12 protein-coding genes are annotated in these 18,043 nt (G+C 67.8%); 5 read left to right on the top strand and 7 right to left on the bottom strand.

The genetic code is table 11. The features are described from left to right. Positions 1–58: 58 nt before the first annotated feature. From mmsB to chvE, 3 genes are read right to left on the bottom strand one after another with little or no spacing between them, the layout of a single operon-like run. Positions 59–1,306, bottom strand: coding sequence for a multiple monosaccharide ABC transporter permease (gene mmsB / locus ABZ154_RS05170; protein ID WP_356829173.1), 1,248 nt, complete (start codon positions 1,304–1,306; stop codon positions 59–61). Then, positions 1,303–2,877, bottom strand: a complete 1,575-nt coding sequence (gene mmsA / locus ABZ154_RS05165; RefSeq protein ID WP_356829405.1) for a multiple monosaccharide ABC transporter ATP-binding protein — start codon at positions 2,875–2,877, stop codon at positions 1,303–1,305. The genes mmsB and mmsA overlap by 4 nt, the downstream gene beginning before the upstream one ends. 56 nt (positions 2,878–2,933) lie before the next feature. After that, positions 2,934–4,043 (bottom strand): multiple monosaccharide ABC transporter substrate-binding protein, encoded by a 1,110-nt coding sequence (gene chvE, locus ABZ154_RS05160; RefSeq protein WP_356829171.1) that lies wholly within the window; start codon positions 4,041–4,043, stop codon positions 2,934–2,936. 2,241 nt (positions 4,044–6,284) lie between these two features. Here chvE and ABZ154_RS05155 point away from each other — a divergent pair. Further along, entirely contained in the window at positions 6,285–7,709 is a 1,425-nt protein-coding gene (locus ABZ154_RS05155) for a family 43 glycosylhydrolase (protein ID WP_356829403.1), read from the top strand. A gap of 104 nt (positions 7,710–7,813) precedes the next feature. On the opposite strand, the gene araA is transcribed toward ABZ154_RS05155, so the two are convergent. The 4 genes from araA to ABZ154_RS05135 all read right to left on the bottom strand — a co-directional run bounded on the left by araA (position 7,814) and on the right by ABZ154_RS05135 (position 12,835). After that, on the bottom strand, positions 7,814–9,304 hold the full coding sequence (gene araA / locus ABZ154_RS05150) for an L-arabinose isomerase (protein WP_356829169.1): 1,491 nt from the start codon (positions 9,302–9,304) through the stop codon (positions 7,814–7,816). Between the two features lie 19 nt (positions 9,305–9,323). Further along, positions 9,324–9,986 (bottom strand): L-ribulose-5-phosphate 4-epimerase, encoded by a 663-nt coding sequence (locus ABZ154_RS05145; protein WP_356829167.1) that lies wholly within the window; start codon positions 9,984–9,986, stop codon positions 9,324–9,326. Further along, entirely contained in the window at positions 9,986–11,662 is a 1,677-nt protein-coding gene (gene araB / locus ABZ154_RS05140; RefSeq protein ID WP_356829165.1) for a ribulokinase, read from the bottom strand. The genes ABZ154_RS05145 and araB overlap by 1 nt, the downstream gene beginning before the upstream one ends. A 141-nt stretch (positions 11,663–11,803) precedes the next feature. Further along, positions 11,804–12,835, bottom strand: a complete 1,032-nt coding sequence (locus ABZ154_RS05135; protein ID WP_356829163.1) for a LacI family DNA-binding transcriptional regulator — start codon at positions 12,833–12,835, stop codon at positions 11,804–11,806. Positions 12,836–13,220: 385 nt separating this feature from the next. Between ABZ154_RS05135 and ABZ154_RS05130 the strand changes: the two genes are divergently transcribed. The 4 genes from ABZ154_RS05130 (at position 13,221) to yjfF (ending at position 17,752) form a co-directional block, all read left to right on the top strand. Then, entirely contained in the window at positions 13,221–14,147 is a 927-nt protein-coding gene (locus tag ABZ154_RS05130; RefSeq protein WP_356829401.1) for an ABC transporter substrate-binding protein, read from the top strand. A gap of 76 nt (positions 14,148–14,223) precedes the next feature. Continuing rightward, complete coding sequence (locus ABZ154_RS05125) at positions 14,224–15,774, top strand: sugar ABC transporter ATP-binding protein (RefSeq protein ID WP_356829161.1); 1,551 nt, start codon at positions 14,224–14,226, stop codon at positions 15,772–15,774. Next, positions 15,771–16,778 carry an ABC transporter permease gene (locus ABZ154_RS05120; RefSeq protein ID WP_356829159.1) on the top strand — a complete coding sequence of 336 codons (1,008 nt, stop codon included), beginning with the start codon at positions 15,771–15,773 and terminating at the stop codon, positions 16,776–16,778. The genes ABZ154_RS05125 and ABZ154_RS05120 overlap by 4 nt, the downstream gene beginning before the upstream one ends. Continuing rightward, on the top strand, positions 16,775–17,752 hold the full coding sequence (yjfF, locus tag ABZ154_RS05115) for a galactofuranose ABC transporter, permease protein YjfF (protein WP_356829157.1): 978 nt from the start codon (positions 16,775–16,777) through the stop codon (positions 17,750–17,752). The genes ABZ154_RS05120 and yjfF overlap by 4 nt, the downstream gene beginning before the upstream one ends. Positions 17,753–18,043 lie beyond the last annotated feature (291 nt).

The following is an 18,043-nucleotide window of genomic DNA, read 5'->3' as shown; positions in this document are numbered from 1 at the left end:
GCTGAAGTGGCTGTGCCCGCCGGTGATCGACCGGCGGGCACAGCCACCAGGGGTGGAGTCAGACGCCCGCCCTGCGCCTGTTCCACACGTCGAATCCGACCGCCGCGAGCAGCACGAGGCCCTTGATGACCTGCTGCCAGTCGGTGCCGACCCCGACCAGGTTCATGCCGTTGTTGAGCACGCCGAGGACCAGGCCGCCGATGATGGCGCCGGCCACGGTTCCCACTCCGCCGCTCATCGAGGCACCGCCGATGAACGCGGCGGCGATGGCCTCCAGTTCGAAGTTCACGCCCGCCTTGGGCGAGGCCGCATTGAAGCGGGCCGCGAACACGAGCCCGGCGAGCGCCGCGAGCATCCCCATATTGAGGAACACCGCGAAGGTCACCTTCTTGTCCTTGACCCCGGACAGCTTCGCGGCGGGCAGGTTTCCCCCCACCGCGTACACGTGGCGGCCGATCACCGCGTTGCGCATCACGTAGCCGAAGCCGACCAGCAGCACGGCCAGGATCAGGAGTACGACAGGAGCACCCTTGTAGCTGGCGAGCAGCAGCGTCGTGACCAGCACGGCGACGACCAATGCCGTCACCTTGAGCGCGAAGAGGCTGGTGGGGAGTGACTCCAGTGCGAACTCCCGCCGACGCCGACGGTCCCGCACCTCCTGGAACACGACGAAGACGATCAGCCCCAAGCCGAGGAGGAGCGTCAGATTGTGGTAGTTGGTCTGCGGCCCTGCTTCCGGCAGGAAACCGTTGGCGACCTTCTGCAGTCCCTCCGGGAACGGGCCGAGTGTCTGGCCCTGGAGGAAGATCTCCGTGAGCCCTCGGAACAGCAGCATGCCGGCGAGGGTCACGATGAACGACGGTATGCCTACGTAGGCGATGAAGAACCCCTGGAGCGCGCCCGCGACGGCCCCCAGCAGGAGGGCGAGGATCACCGCGACGGGCCAGGAGATGCGGTGCTCGACCATGAGCACGGCCCCCACGCCACCGACCAGGGCCATCAGCGAGCCCACTGACAGGTCGATATGCCCGGAGATGATGACCATCATCATGCCGATGGCCAGGATGAGGATGTAGCTGTTCTGCAGCACCAGGTTGGAGACGTTGCGCGGCAGCAGGAGGTCTCCTCCCGTCCAGACCTGGAACAGAAGCACGATCAGGCCGAGCGCGAGGAGCATTCCGTACTGGCGCATGTTCCGCCGGACGCCGTCCACAAGCGCACGAGCCATGTGTACCCCGGGGGGCCCGGCAGCGCCGTTCCCCGGGGGCGCCGGAGCGGTCGTCTTCGTGGTGGCGGGGATGCTCATTCCTGATGTCCTTCGGTGGGGGTGGCGGTGCCTGCGCCGGCTGCCGACGGTGCGGGGATGTCCTGCGTCATGTGCCGCATCAGCGCTTCCTGAGTGGCGTCCTCACGCGTGACTTCACCGGTCAACCGGCCGGCGGCCATGGTGTAGACCCGGTCGCACATGCCGAGCAGTTCGGGCAGCTCGGAGGAGATGAGAAGGATGGCCTTGCCCTCGGCGGCGAGTCGGTCGATCACGGTGTAGATCTCGAACTTGGCCCCCACGTCGACGCCGCGGGTGGGTTCGTCGAGGATCAGTACGTCGGGTCCGGCAAGGATCCACTTGCTGAGAACGACCTTCTGCTGGTTGCCGCCGGAGAGTCGTCCCACCGGTTCGAGGACGTTCGGAGCCTTGATGCCCATGGTCCGTTTGTACCGTTCGGCGACTCTGCGCTCCTCGTGCTCGTCGACGACGCCCCGCCGGGCGAGCGTACGGAGGGATGCGAGCGAGATGTTCCGGCTCACGGAATCCGCCAGGTTGAGGCCGTAGTGCTTGCGGTCCTCGGTGACGTACGCGATGCCGTTGGCAACCGCTTCGGGAACCGTCCTGGTGCGCACCGCTCGGCCGTCCTTGTGCACGCTCCCCTGCTCGTAGCGGCCGTAGGAGCGGCCGAAGACGCTCATCGCGAGTTCTGTCCGGCCCGCGCCCATGAGCCCCGCGACGCCGACGATCTCACCGCGGCGGACCTGGAGCGAGACCCGGTCGACGACCTTGCGGCTGTGGTCCAGGGGGTGGCGTACGGTCCAGTCCCGGATCTCCAGGACCGGGTCGACGTCGGCCGGGCCCGTGTACGGGGTGCGGTCGGGGAAACGGCTGTCCAAGCTCCGCCCAACCATGCCCCGGATGATGCGGTCCTCGGTGGTGGCCGGGTCCCTGACGTCCAAGGTCTCGATGGAGCGTCCGTCGCGCAGGATGGTGACGGAGTCGGCGATCTGCGCGATCTCGTTGAGCTTGTGCGAAATGATGATGGAAGTGATGCCCTGGTCTTTCAGTTCCCGCATCAGCCTCAGCAGTTTCGCGCTGTCCTCGTCGTTGAGGGCGGCGGTGGGTTCGTCGAGGATCAGCAGCCGGACATCCTTCGCCAGCGCCTTCGCGATCTCCACAAGCTGCTGCTTGCCGACGCCGATGTCGGCCACCCGGGTCTCGGGGTGCTCGTCGAGACCGACGCGCCGCAGCAGCTCGGCGGCACGCCTCAGCACTTCACGCCAGTCGATGATCCCCCGACGCGACGGCTCGTTGCCGAGGAAGATGTTCTCGGCGATGGACAGGTAGGGGACGAGTGCGAGCTCCTGGTGGATGATGACGATGCCGTGCCGCTCACTGGCCCTGATGTCCTTGAAGCGGCACGGTTCACCGTCGAAGAGGACCTCACCCTCGTAGGTCCCGTGCGGATGCACCCCGGAGAGGACCTTCATCAGCGTCGACTTGCCGGCGCCGTTCTCCCCGCACAGGGCGTGAACCTCGCCGCGCTTCACGGACAGGGTCACTTCCGACAGAGCTCTGACGCCGGGGAAGGTCTTGACGATGGCCCGCATCTCCAGCACGGGGCCGGCCGGAGGCCTGTGCGAGGGCGAGGCGAAGGCGCCGGAGCTCAACGGAGCTCCTCGGCCTTGATGTAGCCGGAGTCGACCAGAACCTTGCGGTAGTTCGCCTTGTCGACGCTGATCGGGTCGAGCAGGTAGGCCGGGACCACCTTCTTGCCGTTGTCGTAGGTGCTGTCGTCATTGGTCTCGGGCTTCTTGTCCTCGAGGACGGCGGTCACCATGTTCGCGGCGACCTTCGCCAGTGCGCGGGTGTCCTTGTAGACGGTCTGGGTCTGCTGATTCGCGATGATCGACTTCACCGAGGCGACCTCGGCGTCCTGGCCGGTGACGATCGGCAACGGCTTGGCCGAACTTCCGTAGTCGTCAGATTTCAGGGCGGACAGGATGCCGATCGAGATGCCGTCGTAAGGGGACAGCACAGCATCGATCCGAGCTGTGGAATAGGAAGAGGTCAACAGGTCGTCCATGCGCTTCTGCGCCGTTCCTCCGTCCCAGCGCAGCGTGGTGACCTGGGAGAGCTGGGTCTGCTGGGAGCGCACGACAAGCTGCTTGCTGTCGAGATAGGGCTTCAGCACTTCCATGGCGCCGTTGAAGAAGTACTTGGTGTTGTTGTCGTCGTTCGAGCCGGCGAACAGCTCGATGTTGAAGGGGCCCTTCTTCGAACCGTCCTTCAGGCCCAGCTTCTCCACGATGTAAGTGGCTTGGAGCTTGCCGACCTTCTCGTTGTCGAAGGAGGCGTAGTAGGCGACATGCGGGGATCCCAGGATGAGCCGGTCGTAGGAGATCACCGGGATGCGGGCGTCCGCCGCCTGCTGCAGAACATTGGACAGCGCCTCTCCGTTGATGGCCGCCACGACCAAGGCGTCGACACCTTGGGTGATCATGTTCTCGATCTGGGCCACCTGCTGGTCGGGGTCGTCCTCCCCGTACTGCAGGTTGGTGAGAAATCCGCTCTTCTTCAGGCCCGCGGTCATATTGGCGCCGTCCGCGATCCACCTTTCGGAGGACTTGGTGGGCATGGAGATCCCAATGGTGAGGTCCTTCTTGTCCTTCGACTCCTGACTTCCTCCCTCGCTGTTCTGCCCGCAGGCCGTGAGGAGCAGGGCGCAGCTGGTGGTCGCGGCGAGAAGGAGGGATGCGGCTCGGAAGTTCGTCATGTGCTTACCTGGCAATCTCGTCGTTGAGGGTGCTTCTGTCCCGAAGGGCTTCGGCGGTAGTACCTGTCCTCGCACCACCGGGGCTCGTCGCAGAGGCGGTCGGGGTTCGACAGCCTCGGCCGAGCTTGATTGTTAGCGCTCGCATCGCCGCAGTACAAGAGGGGCCAGGCTTTTTCTCGCGGTGATGCACGCCCGGCGACGCGAAGAACGGGGCAAAATGGGGGCATCCGCAGAGGTTGCTCACCGACACCGCAGGCGGCCCGCCACCGGATGGCGCCTCGAGCATGGCGCATGCGACCCGACGCGCTTCTGCCGTGCGCATGGTGGTGACGTGCCGCGTGAGGCCGCCGGGCGACCTCGCCGCACCGCCGGGGCCACCGCGGTCGGACAAGCAGCGCAGGGCGGGCCGATCAGCCCCCAGGGCCCCGCGCAGAGGGCTGCTACATCCGGCGTCGACACGACCTCGGCGGACGTGTACACCACGCGACCGCCGCCTCGCCGGCCGACCGGACAGGCTTCCGTGACGCCGCCCCGCGGAGCAACGCCGCGAGCCGTCCGCGTGGCCGCCGACACGCACCCGGTCGGAATGACCGTCGTAGCCGGCAGGTTCCGGTACGTACGCGGCGTCGCGTCGCGCGAGGACCGACCCGGCACGGATGGCCGGCTCCAGGGCGTGATGCTCTTGTGGGCATTGATTGAGAGCGCTAACAATGGAGGGTCGTCTGGGACGACCTGCGCAAGTCGACCGGGGCGGAGCCCTTGCGCCTGGTCTCCTGGGAAGTCCCGGCACGACATGGGCAGCGCGCGGAGCCGATCCGCTCCGCCGTGCCGCTCATCGATGACCTCACCCGATGACTGCCGGGTCGGTGGCGGCCATCGGGTGGGTTCATGTCGCAGAGCGCGTGCGGTCCTGCCGGCGCCGTATGGGCGCGCGGGCTCAGGACCTGATCATCAGCCGCTGCTCCACTGCTGAGCGTTGTTCCCGTTGCAGGTCCACTGCCGGACCTCGGCACCTGGGGCGGTCCCCCAGTTGCAGTTGCCCAGGCACAGAGTGGGAGGTCGCCCGCTCCGGCTCACCGGTGCCCAGCGCCACGTGCAGGGCGTCGACATGGCCCGATCCGTTGCGGGATTCCTTGAAGTGACCCATGACGTAAGCCGCGTCGTCCGGTGGCCGGAGTCGCGTTCCTTGCCGCGCCCGCGGGCTCGCCGCGTGCATGGGCACCGCCGCCAGGGCGGCGAGCGAAACCGCGTCGAGCCGGCGGGGGAACCCCTTCCGATGAGGTCTCCTCACGAGGAATCCATTCGAGAGCGGGGAGCAGGCACGGGGCGGGTGAGGATGCCCTGGCCTGTTCTCCGAAGGGCGTTCAGGGACGGTCCGCTCCTTCTGCGAGACGCGGAGAGCGTGCGTGGGCGTTGCAGGACGCCGCGAAACAGCGGTGCCTTCGGGCTGCGCGAACGGGTCTCTCCTCTGCCCGATCAGCGAGAAGGCGCTCGGTGTCCGTCGTCCGGCGGTGACGGTTCCCTCCGGACGGGCCGACGCGACCCACCGCAGAGACACCTCGTGGGCAGCTTCTGCGCGGTTGACGCGAGCGCTGGGCCGACGACCACGGGCGGCACGTACGTAGCTCACAGATGTGCCACCGACTACCCCTCTGCGCCTCCTGTTATCGGTAACACCGCACCTTTGTTCGGGAGTTCACTTCCACTCCGGAACGGGCGGGCGGGCGGGATGACACCGGCCGCCACCGCGATCCCGTCAGTCGCCAGCGGTGCCCATGTCTACGCTTCGCTTGGCGTGGCGCCGTGGCGAGTTCGGACGGAGGAACCTGGGGGCCGGACACCCCCCGCCACGAGTCCGGCCTGCGCAAGAAGTTGATTCCGAGGGATTGAGTCGATGAACAAGCGCTGTTAGCGTTCACACCGATCGGGGAGCCTGCTTCGACCACTCGCTCGTGACGACTGAGACGGTGCCACCGCGTACCCGCCTCACTCGAAGCAGGACGAGCCGTGTCGTCGGAAAGAGACCACCGTGACCGTGCCGTTCCCGGGACAACACCGCCGAACTGACCGCCGGGAATGCGGTTGCGCGCTCCTGGGTCCAGCCTTCCCGGCAGTCGCCGCCCGCCCGGGCGGGGCCGCCACGCCCACGTCTTTCTCGCGCACGCGAACGCTGGACACCGATCTGCTGCCGTCTTCGCATCATCGACGAAGGAGAATCCCGTGAGGCTCAGAAGTCGCGGCCTGCTCACCGCGTCGGCCGTCCTGGCTGTGTTGTCGGTCGGCATTCCCGCTCCCGCTGCGGCGGCTCCTCCCACCCCTGCGGCAACGTTCGTGAATCCGATCGCCCAGCAGCGCGCCGATCCGCACATCCACAAGCACACGGACGGCTTCTACTACTACACCGCGACCGTTCCGGCCTATGACCGCATCGTCCTGCGCCGCGCCACCACGCTGCAAGGGCTGTCGACCGCTCCCGAGACGACGATCTGGACCAAGCACGCCAGCGGTGACATGGGCGCGCACATCTGGGCTCCGGAGATCCACTTCATCGAGGGCAAGTGGTACGTCTACTTCGCCGCGGCCCCGGCCGACGATCCCTGGGCGATCCGTCCGTACGTACTCGAGTCAGGGTCCGCCAATCCGCTCACTGGCGCCTGGAGCGAGAAAGGCCGGATCAGTCTGCCGCTGAACACGTTCTCCCTGGACGCCACCACCTTCGTGCACAACGGCATCCGCTACCTGAGCTGGGCACAGGCCGATCCCGCTGTCGGTGACGGCACGGGCATCTACATCGCCCGGATGTCCAACCCCTGGACCATCAGCGGCCGCCCCGCCCGAATCGCCTCCCCCACCCACGCGTGGGAGACCAAAGGCCACCGGGTCAATGAAGGGCCGGCCTTCATCAGCAAGGGCGACAAGGTCTTCATGACCTTCTCCGCCAGTGCGACCGACAGCAATTACTGTCTGGGACTCCTGACGGCCAACCGGACGTCCGATCTGCTGAACCCCGCCTCCTGGTCCAAGAAGCCCACCCCCGTCTTCACCAGCAACGCGGCGACGAGCCAGTACGGTCCGGGCCACAACTCCTTCACCGTCTCCGAGGACGGTGCGTCGGACATCATGGTCTACCACTCCCGCACCTACCGGGACATCAACGGCGACCCGTTGAACGACCCCAACCGGCAGACCCGGATGCAGAAGCTGTACTGGAACAGTGACGGCACTCCCAACTTCGGCGTACCCGTCGCCGAGGGCCCCACCCCAGTCCGCCTCTCATCGTTCAACTTCCCCGACCGCTACATCCGCCACTCAGGTCTCCGGGCCCGGGTGGAGGCGAACGTCACCGACCTCGCCGACTCGCAGTTCCGCATCGTCAGCGGGCTGGCCGGCAACGGCACCGTCTCCCTGGAGTCGGCCAACTTCCCCGGCCACTACCTGCGCCACAAGGGCTTCGAGGTCTGGTTGGAGAGGTACGACGGATCTTCTCTCTTCTCGGCCGACGCCTCGTACCACCGCAGGCCGGGCCTGGCCGACGCGTCGGCCGGGCTCTCCTTCGAGTCGTCCAACTACCCCGGCCGTTACCTCCGGCACTACGACAGCCTTCTGCACGTGCAGCCGGTGAACTCGGCGCTGGACCGGGCCGACGCCACCTACTCCACCGAGTAGGGGTCCCGCGGCGCGGCCTGGCACCCGCTCCCACGCGAAAGGAGCCCCGCCCGGTTGGGCGGGGCTCCTTGGCACGCGAGGAGCGGACCACTCTGTGGTTCGGCTCACATCCGCTGGGCCAGCCGGTGGTATGCCTGATTCCAGCGGAGGCGGTCCGCGAAGTCATGGGCCGTCGTGGTGTCGTCGATCATCACCAGCTCGGTGCCGGCCATCTGCGCGAAGTCGCGTAGTACGTCCGATCCCACCGTGGTGAGGACCGTGTGGTGCGGGCCGCCGGCCATCAGCCAGCACTCGGCCGATGTGGACAGCGAAGGGCGCGGCTCCCACACCGCCCGCGCCACCGGCAGGCACGGCAGCGGTTCATCCGGCAGCACGACATCGATGTCGTTGGCCACGAGCCGGAAACGGTCGCCCATGTCGGCCAGGCCGATCACCGTGGCGGGGCCGGCGGCGGCGTCGAACACCAGGCGCACGGGGTCCTCGCGCCCTCCGATCGACAGGGGGTGGATCTCGCAGGACGGCTGGGCGTCAGCGATCGAGGGACACACCTCCAGCATGTGCGCGCCGAGGGTTCTGGGCGTGCCGGGCCCGAAGTGGTAGGTGTAGTCCTCCATGAACGAGGCCCGCGGGCCCATGGCCTTGGCGGCGGCGAGCAGTGCGGAGGTCTTCCAGTCGCCCTCGCCGCCGAAGCCGTATCCGTCGGCCATGAGGCGCTGGACGGCCAGGCCGGGCAGCTGGCGCAGTCCGCCGAGGTCCTCGAAGTTGGTGGTGAAGGCGCCGAAACCGCCCTCGCCGAGGAACCGACGCAGGCCGGCCTCGATGGCGGCCGCGTAGCGCAGCGAGGAACGGCGATCGCCATCTCGCAGCAACTCCGGCGCTACGCTGTAGAGTTCGGAGTACTCGTCGACGAGATCGTCGATCTCCCCGGCGGTGACGGCGTCGACGAATGCGACGAGGTCGTTGACGCCGTAGGTGTTGACGCTGACGCCGAACCGGAGTTCCGCCTCCACTTTGTCGCCTTCGGTCACGGCGACGTCGCGCATGTTGTCACCGAAGCGCGCCAGGCGGAGATGACGCATGCGGTGGAAGCCGACGGCCGCCCGTACCCAGTCGTCGACCCGCCCGACGACCACCGGATCGGACACATGCCCCACCACGGTCTTGCGGGCCACCCCGATGCGGGTCTGTATGTAGCCGAACTCGCGGTCGCCGTGGGCAGCCTGGTTGAGATTCATGAAGTCCATGTCGATGGACGACCACGGCAGTTCCCGGTTGAGCTGGGTGTGCAGGTGCAGCAGTGGCTTGCGCAACGCGTCGAGCCCGGAGATCCACATCTTCGCGGGAGAGAAGGTGTGCATCCACGCGATCACCCCGACACAGTCCGGGTCGGTGTTGGCCGCCTCCAGGGTCTGCCTGATGGCGGAGGCCTCGGTCAGGACCGCCTTTCCCACGATGTCGGCGCCGATCCGACCGGAAGCGGCCAGCATCTCCTGGATCCTGGCCGACTGCTCCGCCACCTGGTTCAGGGTCTCGGGCCCGTAAAGGTGCTGGCTCCCTGTCAGGAACCAGATCTGCGGCTGGGTTGTGCTGTTCATCGTTCTTCCCCTCGTGGGCTCACTGGCCGTAGACGTTCTGGTAGCGCTCGTAGAGCCGGTCCACGGCGGCCGGGTCGATGGCGTCCGGGGTACCTAGCTGGTGGGCGAAGTGGACGGTGCGTGCCACGTCCTCGACCATGACGGCCGCTTTCACCGCCGAGCGCGCGTCCCGGCCGACGGTGAAAGGGCCGTGGCTGCGCATGAGGACAGCGGGCGAGCGGCTGTCGCGGAGGGTGTCCACGATGCCGCGTCCGATGGAGTCGTCGCCGATGAGCGCGAAGGGGCCGACCGGGATCTCGCCGCCGAACTCGTCGGCGATCATGGTCAGGACGCACGGGATGGGTTCGCCACGCGCGGCCCAAGCGGTGGCGTAGGGCGAGTGCGTGTGAACCACGCCGCCGACCTCGGGCATGTGCCGGTAGACGTAGGCGTGGGCGGCGGTGTCCGAGGACGGCGCCAGGTCGCCCTCCACCAGGTTGCCGTGCAGGTCGGTCACGACCATGGCGTCCGGGCTCAGGTCGTCGTAGGACACGCCGGAGGGCTTGATGACCATGAGGTCCTCCCCCGGAACACGGGCCGAGACGTTCCCGGCGGTCCAGATCACCAGCCCGTACCGCGTCAGTTCGCGGTGCAGGTCCGCGACGGTCCGCCGGAGGTTCTTCACGCTGTCGACGGCGCCCATCACTTCTCCTTCGATTCGATGGCAGAGCGGCGCATGGCCCGCAGTCTGCGCATGACGTCGCTGCCGCCCCGGCCGAAGTGGTCATGCAGGGCGACGTACTCGGCGAAGAGCCGGTCGTAGGTGGCGGCTTCCGCGGGGCGGGGCCGGTAGACGGCTCGGTCGACCGAGCCCATGGCAGCGGCGGCGGCTCGCACATCACGGTGCGCACCCGCGGCCACCGCCGCGTGGAGCGCCGATCCGAGGGCCGGCCCCTGGGCGGAACCGATGATCGACAGCGGCAGGCCGAGGACGTCGGAGTAGAGCTGCATCAGAAACGTGTTGCGCACCAGGCCGCCGGCGACGATGAGTTCGTCGACGGGTACGCCCGCGGTGGTGAAGGTCTCCACGATCGTGCGCGTGCCGAACGCCGTGGCTTCGAGCAGAGCACGGTAGACGTCCTCGGGCCGGGTCGAGAGGGTCTGCCCCAGAACCATTCCGGACAGCTCGTGGTCGACCAGCACCGAGCGGTTGCCGCTGTGCCAGTCGAGGGCGATCAGCCCGTGCTCACCGACTTTCTGGTTCGCGGCCAGTTCGGTGAGCAGTTCGTGGACGGACAGGCCGCGTTCCCGAGCCTGCGCGTGGTAGCTCTCGGGGACCTGGTGGTCGACGTACCAGGCGAAGATGTCCCCCACTCCGCTCTGTCCGGCCTCGTAACCCCAGAGCCCGTCGACGATGCCCCCGTCGACCACGCCGCACATGCCGGGGACCTCGCGCAAGGTGTCGCCGTTGAGGACGTGGCAGGTGGATGTGCCCATGATCGCGACCAGCTGACCGGGCTCAACAGCTCCGGCCGCCGGGGCGGTGACATGTGCGTCGACGTTTCCGACGGCGACCGCGATGCCCTGCGGCAGCCCGGTCCAGGCCGCGGCCTCGGCGCTCAGAGCGCCGGCCCGCTCGCCGAGCCGACCGATGGGCTGATCCAGCTTGTCCGTCACGAAGCCGGCGAAGGCGGGGTTCAGTTCGGCGAGGAAGTCCGCGGCTGGGTACTCGCCGTCCTGGCGCAGTCCCTTGTAACCGGCGCTGCAGGCGTTGCGCACGTACGCCCCGGTGAGCCGCCAGACGATCCAGTCGGCGGCCTCCACCCACCGGTCCATGGTGGCGTACACCTCGGGCGCCTCCTCCAGCATCTGCAGCGCCTTGGCGAACTCCCACTCCGAGGAGATCAGCCCTCCGTACCGCGGCAGCCACTTCTCCCCGCGCTCCCGCGCCAGCGCGTTGATCCGGTCGGCCTGAGGCTGGGCGGCGTGGTGGCGCCAGAGCTTGACGTACGCGTGCGGATTCCCGGCGAGCTCAGGCAGGTCGCACAGCGGGGTCCCGTCCGCGGTGGTCGGCACCATCGTGCAGGCGGTGAAGTCGGTCCCGATCCCGATCACACGAGCTGGATCGACCCCGGCGTCCGCGATCGCGGCCGGTACGGCGATCCGCAGAACGTCGAGGTAGTCCTCGGGAACCTGCAGTGCCCAGTCCGGCGGCAAGCTCTGACCCGTCGCGGGAAGGGACCGGTCGATGACGCCGTGACGGTAGGCATGGACACCCGTGCCCAGCTCGGCCCCGTCCCGGACCCGCACCACTACGGCGCGTCCGGACAGCGTGCCGTAGTCGACACCGACTACGAGGGAGTCAGGTTCGTCGGCCATGAAGCCACCTTTGATCGTTCGTCGAAGGACACCCGAAGTGTTATCGCTAACAATCTGGTCGTCAAGACATCCGCCGACAGCAATGTCTCGGCATGTGAGCGTGCTCAGACAGGAATTCGAGAGAACGACCGGGGGTGTGGGTCAGTCGCGCGGAGCCGAGACGCTCTCCCGCGGGATGAGCGTGGGGTTGAGTGTGCGCAGCGAAGGCCCTGACTCGCCCTCGATCCGGGCCAGCAGGAGACTGAGGGTCTCGGTGGCCACCCCGTCGAAGTCCGGTCGCACCGTGGTCAACGGGGGCGAGAAGAACTCGGCCTCGGGCACGTCGTCGAAACCGACGATGCTCACGTCGCCAGGGACGCGGCGGCCCCGCTCAGCCATGGCGCGGATGGCGCCGAGGGCAAGATGGTCGTTGGCCGCGAACACCGCGGTGACGTCCGGCATGCGGGCCAGCATCTGGCCCGCGCGGTAGCCGGAGGACGCGCTCCAGTCCGCGGAGCTGACCGGTGGAATCTCCGCGCCGGCCTCCTGCAGAGCACGCTGCCACCCGCGCTCCCGGCCCGCGGCGTCGAACCAGTCCGGCGGACCCGAGATGTGCCACACGGTCTGGTGCCCCGCGTCCAGCAGGTGCCGGGTGGCCGCGAAGGCTCCCGCCTCCTGGTCGACCGTGACCAGCGCTCCGCCCCGGTCGGGGTCCCCGTCGACGGCCACGAGCGGAACATCGGCCGGAATCTCCGCCAGCGCCTCGTCGGCGGATGCCGTCGGTGCGATGACCACGATGCCGGCGACCCGCTGGTCGCGGTGGTGCTCCACCGCCTCGGCGATGGATGAACGGTCAAGGACACGCACCCGTCGCACGCTCACCGCGAAGCCCTGAGCGGCGGCGGCGAGTTCGAAGGCGGCCAGCATCGAGGTGGGCCCGTACAGGGTCGAGTTCTGCGCCACCACGCCGATCTGCTGGGACCGGCCGGTCACCAGGGTGCGCGCGGCACGGTTGGGCCGGTATCCCAGCTCGGTGATCGCCGCACGCACCCTCAGCCGCGTCTGCTCCCGGACGTTGGGGTGCCCGTTGAGGACGCGCGAAACCGTCTGGTGGGAGACCCCGGCGAGCCGGGCCACATCCGTCATCGCCGGCTCGCGTACCCGGGTAGCCGCCGAGGGGTCCTCCACCTGCATCTCCTGACTCCGCCGTTTCTGCCTGCCCGACGCCTGTGAGGGACCACGCAGGGACGCGCCACCTTGAACCTTAACCAGGCTGAGGGGCTGACAACCAGCCTCCCCTGCCCGCGTCCGCCGGAATCCGGACGCGACGCGCTCCCAGCCTTTTGGTTCTCAGCAGCGCTCAAACAATGAGCGTTAACATATCGCACCCTCCTCTCTGCCTCGGACAAGCAAAATTGCGGCGTTCCAGGGGTTGACTGGGTAGATGTGAGCGCTCACTCTGATGCACCAGTGACTCCGGTCACGCGAAGCTCGCCACCCCGAGTGAGCACGGTTGAGCACGGAGGAAGCAGTGTTGAAGAAGATCGCCACAGGTGTCAGCGTTCTGCTGCTCGCCACACTGACGGCGTGCGGCTCGGGCGGCACCTCGAGCAAGGACGGCGACAGCGGCGAGGCCGGCAAGATCACCATGGGCTTCGCCCAGGTCGGCGCCGAGAGCGGCTGGCGCACGGCCAACACCAAGTCCGTCCAGCAGTCCGCGAAGACCGCGGGCGTCGAGCTGAAGTTCTCCGACGCTCAGCAGAAGCAGGAGAACCAGATCAAGGCCATCCGCTCCTACATCCAGCAGAAGGTCGACGTGATCGCTTTCAGTCCGGTGGTGGAGACCGGCTGGGACGCGGTGCTGCTGGAGGCCAAGCGGGCCCGCATCCCCGTGATCCTGACCGACCGCGCGGTCGACTCCGACGACGACACCCTGTACGAGACGTTCCTCGGCTCCGACTTCGTCAAGGAGGGCGAGAAGGCCGGCGAGTGGCTCGTCGAGAACACCAAGGGCCCTGTCAACGTGGTGGAACTGCAGGGCACCACCGGCGCCGCGCCCGCCATCGACCGCAAGAAGGGCTTCGAGGAGAAGATCGCCGCACGCCCCGACATCAAGATCAAGGCGTCCCAGAGCGGTGACTTCACCCGTTCCGGCGGCAAGCAGGTCATGGAGGCCATCCTGCGCTCCACCCCCGACGTCGACGTCGTCTACGCACACAACGACGACATGGGCCTGGGTGCCATCGAAGCGATCAAGGCCGCCGGCAAGAAGCCCGGCAAGGACATCAAGATCATCACTGTTGACGCCGTCAAGGACGGCATGCAGGCGTTGGCCGACGGGGAGATCAACTACATCGTCGAATGCAATCCGCTCCTCGGCGACCAGCTCATGGAGCTCGCCAAGAAGGTCGTGAACGGCGAGAAGGTACCCAAGCGGGTCGTCACCGAGGAGACCACCTTCACGCCCGAGCAGGCGAAGAAGGCGCTGCCCGACCGGCAGTACTGATCGAAGAGCTCCGGTTCCTGCCACCGCGCCCCTCCTGGCGGTGGCAGGAACCGTACCCACGACGAAAGCACTGGTCATGACCGATTCCTCCGCGCTCACCGGCACTCCGGTGGTCGAGATGCGCGACATCAGCGTCGAGTTCCCCGGCGTCAAAGCTCTCTCGAACGTCGACTTCCGCCTGCTGCCCGGTGAAGTGCACGCCCTGATGGGCGAGAACGGGGCAGGGAAGTCCACCCTCATCAAGGCACTCACGGGCGTGCACCCTCCGACGACAGGCGTCATACACCTGCATGGCAAACCGGTCGCCTTCGACGCGCCTGGCCAAGCGCAGGATGCGGGGATCAGCACCGTCTACCAGGAGGTCAACCTCCTGCCCAACCTCTCGGTGGCGGAGAACATCCTGCTGGGCCGCGAGCCACGCCGACTGGGACACATCGACGGACGGGCCATGCGCGCGCGGGCCAAGGAACTGCTCACCCGCGTCGGGCTGTCCATCGACCCCGCCTCCCTTCTGGGCTCCCACCCGATCGCTGTGCAGCAACTCGTGGCGATCGCCAGGGCACTGGTCGTGGACGCGCGCGTCCTGGTTCTGGACGAGCCCACCTCCAGCCTTGACGGCGACGAGGTCGCCGAGCTCTTCCGCATCGTGCGCGTGCTGCGCGACGACGGAGTCGCCATCCTGTTCGTCTCCCACTTCCTCGACCAGGTCTACGAGATCGCCGACCGCATGACCGTCCTGCGAAACGGCTCACTCGTCGGCGAGTACCTGCCTTCCGAGATGAACCACATCGAACTTGTCGCAGCGATGCTCGGGCGCGAACTGGGAGTGCTGGAGGAGGTGCAACGGAGCTCGGAGGCTCGGGCTCCCGGTACCGCGCCGCTCCTCAGCGCCGTCGCTCTGGGCCGCGCGGGAGCAATCGCACCCGTCGACCTGGAGATCCATGCCGGAGAGGTGGTCGGTCTGGCCGGTCTGCTCGGCTCGGGCCGCACGGAACTGGCCCGCATACTCTTCGGCGCGGATCGCGCGCATACCGGAACCCTCACGTTCGACGGCAGGGAACACCGCCCTCGCAGCCCCCGGGTGATGATCGCCCAGGGCGTGGCCTTCTGCTCCGAGGACCGCAAGGCCGAAGGGGTCGTCGCCGACCTCAGTATCCGCGACAACCTCGTGCTCGCCCTGCAGGCCGCCCGGGGGTGGGCACGCCCCATCCCGCGGCGCACCTCCGACGCTCTGGTGAAGGAGTACATGGCGAAGCTGGACATCCGCCCCGCCGACCCCGACGCCATCATGAGCACCCTGTCCGGGGGAAACCAGCAGAAGGTGCTGCTCGCACGCTGGCTGGTCACCCGGCCCCGGCTGCTCATCCTCGACGAACCCACCCGGGGCATCGACGTCGGCGCCAAGGCGCACATCCAGAAGGTCGTGGCCGACCTCGCGGCTGAGGGAATGGCGGTGCTGTTCATCTCCGCCGAACTGGAAGAAGTGGTACGCGTCTCCGACCGGGTCGTCGTCCTGCGCGATCGGCACAAAGTGGCCGAACTGACCGGGCAGGACGTTTCGGTGGCCAAGATCATGTCTGTCATCGCGGCTCCGAGCGACAACCACACCGCGGCGGTGGCCTCATGACGCGCGGGCGGCTGCTGTGGCCGCTCGTCGCCCTCGCCGCACTGATCGTCCTCAACATCGCCGTCGAGCCGTCCTTCGCGGAACTCCGGATCCAGGACGGGCACCTCTTCGGCAGCATCGTCGACATCCTGCGCAACGGAGCGCCGACGCTCCTGATCGCCGTCGGCATGACCCTGGTCATCGCCACCCGCGGCATCGATCTGTCCGTGGGTGCCGTCGCCGCCATCGCCGGCGCGATCGCCTGCACCTACATATCCGGCGGCGGGAACGCGGCGACCGCGATCCTGCTGGCTCTGAGCGTGTGCGTCCTGCTCGGGCTGTGGAACGGCTTCCTGGTCTCCGTCCTCGGCATCCAGCCCATCATCGCCACCCTGGTCCTGATGACGGCCGGCCGTGGCGGCGCCATGCTGCTCACCGAAGGCCAGATCATCACCGTCAAGGATCCGCTCTACCGGCAGATCGGCTCAGGCTTCCTCATCCTGCCCATCGCGATCCTGATCAGCCTCGCCGTCCTGACGGCGGTCGCCCTCATCACCCGCCGAACCGCTCTGGGCATGCTCATCGAAGCCGTGGGGATCAATCCCAAGGCAGGCGAGCTCGCGGGCGTACGCTCACGCACGATCATCTGGACGGTCTACGTCTTCGCCGGTCTGTGCGCGGGCGTCGCGGGCCTGATGATCAGCTCCAACGTGAACGCCGCCGACGCCAACAGCGCCGGTCTGTGGATCGAGATGGACGCCATCCTCGCTGTCGTCATCGGAGGCACCTCGCTGGCCGGGGGCCGGTACTCCCTCGCGGGGACCATGCTGGGCGCCCTCGTGATCCAGACGCTGACCACCACGGTCTACACCGTCGGTGTCCCGACCAACGTCACTCTGGTCTTCAAAGCCGTCGTGGTGATCGCCGTCTGCCTGCTCCAGTCGCCCCGGACGGCGAAGATGCTCCGCTCACGCCGTAAGACCGCTGCTCCTACGTCCCGCTCCCAGGAGGTGGCCGCCGGATGAGCACCTTGACTCTTTCCTCCGCACGCTTTCCCCGGCGTTTCCTTCCTGTGGTCGCCACCTTCGCGGTGTTCGTGGTCACCTTCGGAGCCGGGTCGATCCGCTACGAGAACTTCGCGTCCGGGCAGGTGGCCGCGAACCTGTTCGTCGACAACTCCTTCCTCATCGTCCTCGCGGTAGGCATGACCTTCGTCATCCTGACCGGCGGCATCGATCTCTCGGTCGGTGCGGTCGCCGCCCTCTCGACCATGATCGCCGCGTCCACCCTCAACGCGGGCTGGCCTCCGCTGCTTTCGGTCATCACCGTCCTCGCATCAGGTGCCACCCTGGGTCTGCTCATGGGCTTGGTCATCCATCACTTCGAGGTGCAGCCCTTCATCGTCACGCTTGCCGGCATGTTCCTGGCCCGCGGGCTGTGCTTCCTCATCAGTGTCGAATCGGTCTCCATCACCGAACCCGCCTTCCGTGAGTTCGCGGGCGGGGCCATCACACTGCCGGGTGACATCACACTGACCTACAGCGTCGTGATCGCGTTGGCCGTGGTCCTGGCCGCCCTGTATGTCCTGCACCTGACGCGCTTCGGCCGGACCGTCTACGCGGTGGGCGGCAGTGAGTCCTCGGCTCGCCTGATGGGCTTGGCCACCAGCCGGGCCAAGGTCGGCGTCTATGTGGTGAGCGGCTTCTGCTCCGCGCTGGGCGGCCTGCTCTTCAGCCTCTACATGCTCTCCGGCTATGGTCTGCACGCCGTCGGCATGGAACTCGACGTCATCGCCGCCGTCGTCATAGGAGGGACCCTCCTTGCGGGCGGGACGGGCTACCTGGTGGGTTCAGTGGTGGGGGTGCTCGTCCTCGGCACCGTACAGTCGCTGATCTCCTTCGAAGGCACTCTCAGTTCCTGGTGGACGAAGATCGTCATCGGCGCGCTCCTGCTCGCCTTCATCGTGCTCCAGCGTCTGATCGTCCGCCGGCAGGCCTGAGCGCACCCACGTCGGCCGGCCACTGCGGACGGCATTCCGTCACGGTCGACGCCCCGGGCCGGCGTACTGCCCTCTCTCCAGAGGCTGGTCGACACGTCTGGGCCCGTCAGGCACCCGTGCACACACCAGCTCTCCGCCGAGGCCCACGCGGGCCGGGAGAACGTCCCGCTCCCGTCGCCACTTCTTCACGCCGATGCCGACGCCCTGTACGAGAAGGGCGGCGGCTGAACGGAGGTGCCCATGCCACCGCGGAGCAGCCCGCCCGCGAAAGTGCCGAACCGGGTGAGCAAC

The organism is Streptomyces sp. NPDC006261 (genome assembly GCF_040613515.1).
Classification (GTDB): Bacteria; Actinomycetota; Actinomycetes; order Streptomycetales; family Streptomycetaceae; genus Streptomyces.
Note: the sequence above shows the minus strand (reverse complement) of the source record. Positions and strands in the feature narration are given on the sequence as shown.

Bases quoted from the DNA above. Each gene is read 5' to 3' on its own strand.
- mmsB (WP_356829173.1), bottom strand. From the start codon at position 1,306: ATGAGCATCCCCGCCACCACGAAGACGACCGCTCCGGCGCCCCCGGGG.
- mmsA (WP_356829405.1), bottom strand. From the start codon at position 2,877: ATGCGGGCCATCGTCAAGACCTTCCCCGGCGTCAGAGCTCTGTCGGAA.
- chvE (WP_356829171.1), bottom strand. From the start codon at position 4,043: ATGACGAACTTCCGAGCCGCATCCCTCCTTCTCGCCGCGACCACCAGC.
- araA (WP_356829169.1), bottom strand. From the start codon at position 9,304: ATGAACAGCACAACCCAGCCGCAGATCTGGTTCCTGACAGGGAGCCAG.
- ABZ154_RS05145 (WP_356829167.1), bottom strand. From the start codon at position 9,986: ATGGGCGCCGTCGACAGCGTGAAGAACCTCCGGCGGACCGTCGCGGAC.
- araB (WP_356829165.1), bottom strand. From the start codon at position 11,662: ATGGCCGACGAACCTGACTCCCTCGTAGTCGGTGTCGACTACGGCACG.
- ABZ154_RS05135 (WP_356829163.1), bottom strand. From the start codon at position 12,835: ATGCAGGTGGAGGACCCCTCGGCGGCTACCCGGGTACGCGAGCCGGCG.
- ABZ154_RS05125 (WP_356829161.1), top strand. From the start codon at position 14,224: ATGACCGATTCCTCCGCGCTCACCGGCACTCCGGTGGTCGAGATGCGC.
- ABZ154_RS05120 (WP_356829159.1), top strand. From the start codon at position 15,771: ATGACGCGCGGGCGGCTGCTGTGGCCGCTCGTCGCCCTCGCCGCACTG.
- yjfF (WP_356829157.1), top strand. From the start codon at position 16,775: ATGAGCACCTTGACTCTTTCCTCCGCACGCTTTCCCCGGCGTTTCCTT.